We start from the raw sequence: 4,979 nt of genomic DNA on the forward strand, positions 1-4,979 counted from the left end.
GATCGCCGGCGGGAGGTTGCCGTTTTCGAGGCTGAGGAGCTGCGAGGACGACACCCGGTAGAGGCCGCCCTGGCCGATCACCATGAGCTGAAGGCCTTGGAAGGCGAGGAAGGCGGCCAGTGTCACGATGAACGAGGGGATGCCGACTTTGGAGACGAGCAGGCCGATGCCCAGTCCGATGAGGACGCCAGCGAGGATGGCCACCAGGCTGGCAAGCCACCAGTTGAGCCCCGCATGTGCCATGGCCACGACAAGGAGGGCGCTCGTCAGGCCGGAGGTGACGCCGGCGGCCAGGTCGATCTCCCCGAGCAGCAGGGTGAACACCAGCCCCATCGCGAGGACGATCAGCGGGGCTGCCTGCTCGAGGAGGTTGGCGAAGTTGAGCCTGGTGAAGAAGACGGGACTCAGCGCGCTGAACAGGATCGTGAGCAGGATCAGGCCCGCCACGGCGGGCAGCGAACCCATGTTGCCGCTGCGCAGGACGCCCAGGTAGCCCTTGAACTCTTCCATGACGGACTGCGAGTGGCCGCGTCGAACCCGGGCTTCGAGGGACGTGGTCGTCGACTCGCTGACAGTCACTGTCTCGTTCTTCGTCGTGCTCATCAGAGACCTCCTCGCGCGGCAGTGATCGCGCCCTTGCCGGTGATGTGACCCACCACTTCCTCGATGTTGGTGACCTTGGCGTCCAGAACTGCAGTGATCTGGCCGAGGTACATAACGTGCACGACGTCGGCGACGCTGAGCACTTCCTGCATGTTGTGGCTGACGAGGACGACCGCGACGCCCGTGGAGGCGAGGTCGCGGACGAGCTGTAGAACCTGCCGGGTCTGAGCGACCCCAAGAGCCGCCGTGGGCTCGTCCAAGATGACGACGGCGTTCTTCCACAGCACCGAGCGGGCGATGGCGACGGTCTGGCGTTGGCCGCCGGACAGGCTGGCCACCAACTGCTTGACCGAGGTCACGGTGCGCACACCGAGTGAGTCGAGGGTGGCCGCCGCACGGGTCTGCATCGTCAGGTCGTCGAGCAGAACGCCGTCGACCATCTCGCGGCCGAGGAACATGTTCTGGGTGATGTCGAGGTTGTCGCACAGGGCCAGGTCCTGGTAGACGACCTCGATGCCCAGTTCGCTGGCGTGCGCCGGGGTGTGCAGGTCCACCGTGCGTCCTTGGAAGCGGACCTCACCCCCGTCGTAGGGCTGGCTACCGGCCATGCCCTTGATGAGAGTGGACTTGCCCGCGCCGTTGTCCCCGACGAGGGCCGTGACCTCGCCCGCGCGGGCCGTGAAGTTGACGCCCCTGAGGACCTCTACCGCACCAAAGGACTTTGTCACTCCCACGAGTTCGATGGTCGGGGCCGCCGAGTCTGGCGTGCTCATGCCGTCTCCTTTGTCTAATGGGGCCTGGCCTTCCCCGAGAGCGCGCGCGTTCTGGGGGAAATGCCGCGTGTCGGGTTACTTGACCCCGTACTTGGCGCAGGCGGCCTTGAGCTCGGGCGTCGTGCACAGCCGTGCCGCGGTGGTCTGGCCGGCCGCAACCAGGTCCTTCACCGTGGCCGTCGTGACGACCTGGGGGTCGACCTTCACATACGGGGTGCCGTCAGGCAGCTTGTCGCTGGCGGTGGGCTTTTTGCCGTTGAGAAGGTCGATCCCGACCTGGACGCCGGCCTTGGGCTCGGCATCCCCGGCGGTGTTGATGTCCACGCTCTGCTTGCCGAGCAGCACGTTCTGCAGTCCGGCATCTGTGGAGTCCTGCCCCGAGACAGGAAGCACCTTGTTGTTTTTGTCGAGGATGGTGATGACACCGGCAGCGTTGGTGTCGTTGGCGACCCACACGGCGTCAACGTTGCCGTGCAGGCTTGAGTAAGCCTGCTCGAACTCTGTCGTGGCCGTGGGTCCGTCCCACGTCCCGCGGGTCTCCGCTGCAGGCTTGATGCCGGCCTTCGCCATTGAATCCACCGCGCCGTCGTGGAACATCTTGGCGTTGCCGTCCGTCGGGTCGCCGCCCACGTAGACGACCTTCGCCGTCGAGGGGTCCTTGCCCGCGGCCTTCAGTCCGTCGACGATCGCCTGGCCCTCGATCTGGCCGATCTTGAAGTTGTTGTACGACACGTAGATGTCGGCGCCAGCGAGGGGTCGGTCCAGGGCGACCACGGGGATGCCCTGCGCCTTCGCCTTGTTCATGACGCCAACTCCGGCCCCCTCGAGGTCAACGATCATCATGACGCCGCACCCGTGCGCGAGCTGCTGGTCGCCGATGGTGGCGAACTTGTTCGTGTCGCCGTTGGCGTTCTGGATGTCGACCTTGTAGCCAGCGGCGGTGAAGCCCTTGGTGAAGTCGGGGCGGAAGGTCATCTCCCACTGCGGCGAGGACGCGCTGTCCGGAAGGATGATGCACGCGGTGCCCTTGGCCCCGCTATCGCCCGAGCCACCGCCGGCGGTGGTGCCGCTGGCATCGCTACACGCGGCCAGGAGCGTGACAGCAGTGACCGCAGCCACCGCGCATGCAACAGATGTCGCCTTCATTGGCGTTCCTCCAAAAGGATTTCTGTTCCGCTGGGAACGGGGAAGCAGGTGACCGGGAGCCCCCGCCGCCGTTGTGAGCGCCTGTGGACGCCCGTTGTTGGGTGTGCCAGACTGTTCCACATCACGAACGGTGTTCGCAATAGTGAATCCAAAATCTCTGCCGACCGATCGTCCTGCACTCGCGGAGGACGCGTCCGAGGAGGTCCGGAGTGGCAGAGGCACCTCCGCCGAGGCTCAGCGTCGAACGTTGCTTGCGCAAATCACGTCCGTGACAGAGAGTCGACGCCTGCCCGACCGGCGCATGAGACGAGGGGAACCTGATGGTGGAACACGGCGTGACTGGTGTTGCTGAGACTCGCGTGCGAGCAGTAGAACGCGCGCTGAGCGTCGTGGAGGCGCTGACGGACGGGCAGCCCCGAACTCTCAGCGATCTCGCGGCCGAGCTCGAGGTGCCGAAGAGCACCCTTCACGGCATCTTGCGCACGCTGGAGGCTCGAGGATGGCTTCAGTCCGGGGGGCCGACCTATCGACTCGGTGTGAGGTCTCTGCTGCCCGGGGCTCGCTATCTGGAGGCCGACGCCGTCGTGTCGATCTCGACGTCGATCCTCGACGATCTGGTCGCTGAGTTCGACGAGACCATCCACCTGGCTCGTCTCGAGCACAACGAGATCGTCTATCTCGCTAAGCGCGATTCTGTTCAGCCGCTGCGACTGTTCTCTTCTGTTGGTCGACGCCTGCCGGCCCATGCGACCGCCCTTGGAAAGGTGCTCTTGGCCCAGCGGACAGACGAAGAGGTCGACGCGCTCCTCGATTTCCCGCTGCGACGGTTGACCCCGAACACCATCGTCGAGCGGGAGCCGCTGCACCGGGCACTCGGCGAGATCCGTCAGCGCGGCTATGCCATGGAGACCGGCGAGAGCACCGTCGGCCTCACATGCACGGCGGTCCTCATCAACACAGGACCGACGGCTCAGTACGCGTTGAGCTGCTCAGCCCCCGATGTTCGCATCACTCCTGAACGACACGCAGCCATCCTCGAAGGACTGTTCCAGGCCCGACACACCATCGAGACCCGGTTGGCGTCCAGCCCGGCGACCCTGGCGGCTAACCCGTCGGTCTCGTAACTGGTGTTCGCAAGTACTCATTCACCTTCTGATCCCTACGAACTGACGGGTGCCTCATGCAAGAACGAACGATCGCAATCACCGGCGCCGCATCCGGCATCGGCCGGGCCACAGCGTTGCTCTGTGCCGAGCGCGGGGCCCGGCTTGCGCTGATGGACCTTGATCAGTCGCGCCTCCAGGGCGTGGCAGAGGAGGTGCAAAGTGCTGGGGGGAAAGCGGCGACCTACGTTGTCGATGTTCGCGAGGAGGACGCCGTCGCTCACGCTTTCGCCAGTGCGCGTGAGGACCTGGGCACGCCGCAGGGACTCTTCGCCTCTGCCGGCGTGGAACTCGGCGGTTTCGCCCATGAGCTGTCGGCGGACCGTTGGCGCAAGGTTCTCGACATCAATCTGAACGGTGCGTTCTTCGCCAGTAAGTACATGCTTCAGGGGCTGCTGGACGCCGCCCTGCCGGGGTCCATTGTCCTGTGCTCCTCACCCGCCTCGTTCGTGTCCTTCGCGGCTGGCGCCAACAGCGCGTACGCCGCGTCGAAGGGCGCCGTATCCGCGCTCACGCGGACCTTGGCCATCGACTACGCGCGACGCGGTGTGCGGGTCAATGCCGTGGTGCCCGGACCCACGGAGACCCCGCTGATGTGGATGGCGGTGCCGGAGGCCGAGCGTCCGCAACTGAAGCAGGTCATCGAAAGCGAGGTGCCGCTCGGCCGCATGTCCGATCCCAGCGAGCCCGCTCGTGCCGTGCTGTGGCTGCTGGGCGACGACTCCTCCTACGTGACCGGGTCTCACCTCGTGTGCGACGGCGGAGTCCTCGCCAAGGCTTCCATCAGCGTCTAAAAAACAGCATCGGGAAAGGGTTGCCGTGATCGGACAGAAGCAATGGGTCATCGCCGATGGATGGATCCCACCTGCCAGCTCTGGGCCAGAACCAGAGATGACCAGCCACGAGAGCGCCTGCATGGTGAACATGAACGACGCGGAAGCGGACGTGGAGATGGTTGTCTACTTCACGGACCGTGAGCCGGTAGGCCCTTATCGGATGCGCATCCCCGCACAGCGCGTGCTGCACGTTCGCTTCAACGACTTCGCTGAGCCGGAGCCCATCCCGCTGGGCACCGACTACTCGGTGCTCATCACGGCGTCGGTCCCCATAGTCGTCCAGCACACGAGGCTGGACTCGAGGCAGGCTGCAAACGCGCTGGCTTCAACCATCGCCTACCCCGCTTCAACCGGCCACTAGGGGTCTGCCAACCGGTTCGACAGCGAATGGACGCGTCCGCTAATAGTCGGTATTCGCGCAAGCCACGAGAGACCTTGTCCTTACGGGCTCGGCGTCG

The 4,979-nt window shown here is 65.3% G+C and carries 6 protein-coding genes; 3 read left to right on the forward strand and 3 right to left on the reverse strand.

The features are described from left to right. From ABD194_RS19025 to ABD194_RS19035, 3 genes are all read right to left on the reverse strand, one after another. Positions 1 to 603: ABC transporter permease subunit (locus ABD194_RS19025; RefSeq protein ID WP_425580032.1), on the reverse strand; the 603-nt coding region annotated here is incomplete at its 3' end. Then, complete coding sequence (locus ABD194_RS19030; protein ID WP_343994400.1) at positions 603 to 1,376, reverse strand: ATP-binding cassette domain-containing protein; 774 nt, start codon at positions 1,374 to 1,376, stop codon at positions 603 to 605. The genes ABD194_RS19025 and ABD194_RS19030, both read right to left, overlap by 1 nt. Positions 1,377 to 1,451: 75 nt before the next feature. Then, on the reverse strand, positions 1,452 to 2,522 hold the full coding sequence (locus tag ABD194_RS19035; protein ID WP_343994402.1) for a substrate-binding domain-containing protein: 1,071 nt from the start codon (positions 2,520 to 2,522) through the stop codon (positions 1,452 to 1,454). A 320-nt stretch (positions 2,523 to 2,842) separates the two neighbouring features. Between ABD194_RS19035 and ABD194_RS19040 the strand changes: the two genes are divergently transcribed. The 3 genes from ABD194_RS19040 to ABD194_RS19050 are packed head-to-tail and all read left to right on the forward strand — an operon-like array spanning position 2,843 to position 4,882. Beyond that, the gene (locus ABD194_RS19040; RefSeq protein WP_343994404.1) at positions 2,843 to 3,646 is read left to right on the forward strand and encodes an IclR family transcriptional regulator; all 804 of its coding nucleotides are present in this window, start codon (positions 2,843 to 2,845) and stop codon (positions 3,644 to 3,646) included. A gap of 56 nt (positions 3,647 to 3,702) precedes the next feature. Beyond that, complete coding sequence (locus tag ABD194_RS19045; RefSeq protein ID WP_343994406.1) at positions 3,703 to 4,479, forward strand: SDR family NAD(P)-dependent oxidoreductase; 777 nt, start codon at positions 3,703 to 3,705, stop codon at positions 4,477 to 4,479. 25 nt (positions 4,480 to 4,504) lie between these two features. Then, positions 4,505 to 4,882 (forward strand): sensory rhodopsin transducer, encoded by a 378-nt coding sequence (locus ABD194_RS19050; RefSeq protein ID WP_343994408.1) that lies wholly within the window; start codon positions 4,505 to 4,507, stop codon positions 4,880 to 4,882. Positions 4,883 to 4,979: the final 97 nt, after the last annotated feature.

Source organism: Terrabacter terrae, assembly GCF_039529575.1.
In the GTDB taxonomy this organism is placed as follows: Bacteria; Actinomycetota; Actinomycetes; order Actinomycetales; family Dermatophilaceae; genus Terrabacter; species Terrabacter terrae.

Coding starts and splice junctions, on each gene's coding strand:
- ABD194_RS19030 (WP_343994400.1), bottom strand. CDS start 1,376: ATGAGCACGCCAGACTCGGCGGCCCCGACCATCGAACTCGTGGGAGTG.
- ABD194_RS19035 (WP_343994402.1), bottom strand. CDS start 2,522: ATGAAGGCGACATCTGTTGCATGCGCGGTGGCTGCGGTCACTGCTGTC.
- ABD194_RS19040 (WP_343994404.1), top strand. CDS start 2,843: ATGGTGGAACACGGCGTGACTGGTGTTGCTGAGACTCGCGTGCGAGCA.
- ABD194_RS19045 (WP_343994406.1), top strand. CDS start 3,703: ATGCAAGAACGAACGATCGCAATCACCGGCGCCGCATCCGGCATCGGC.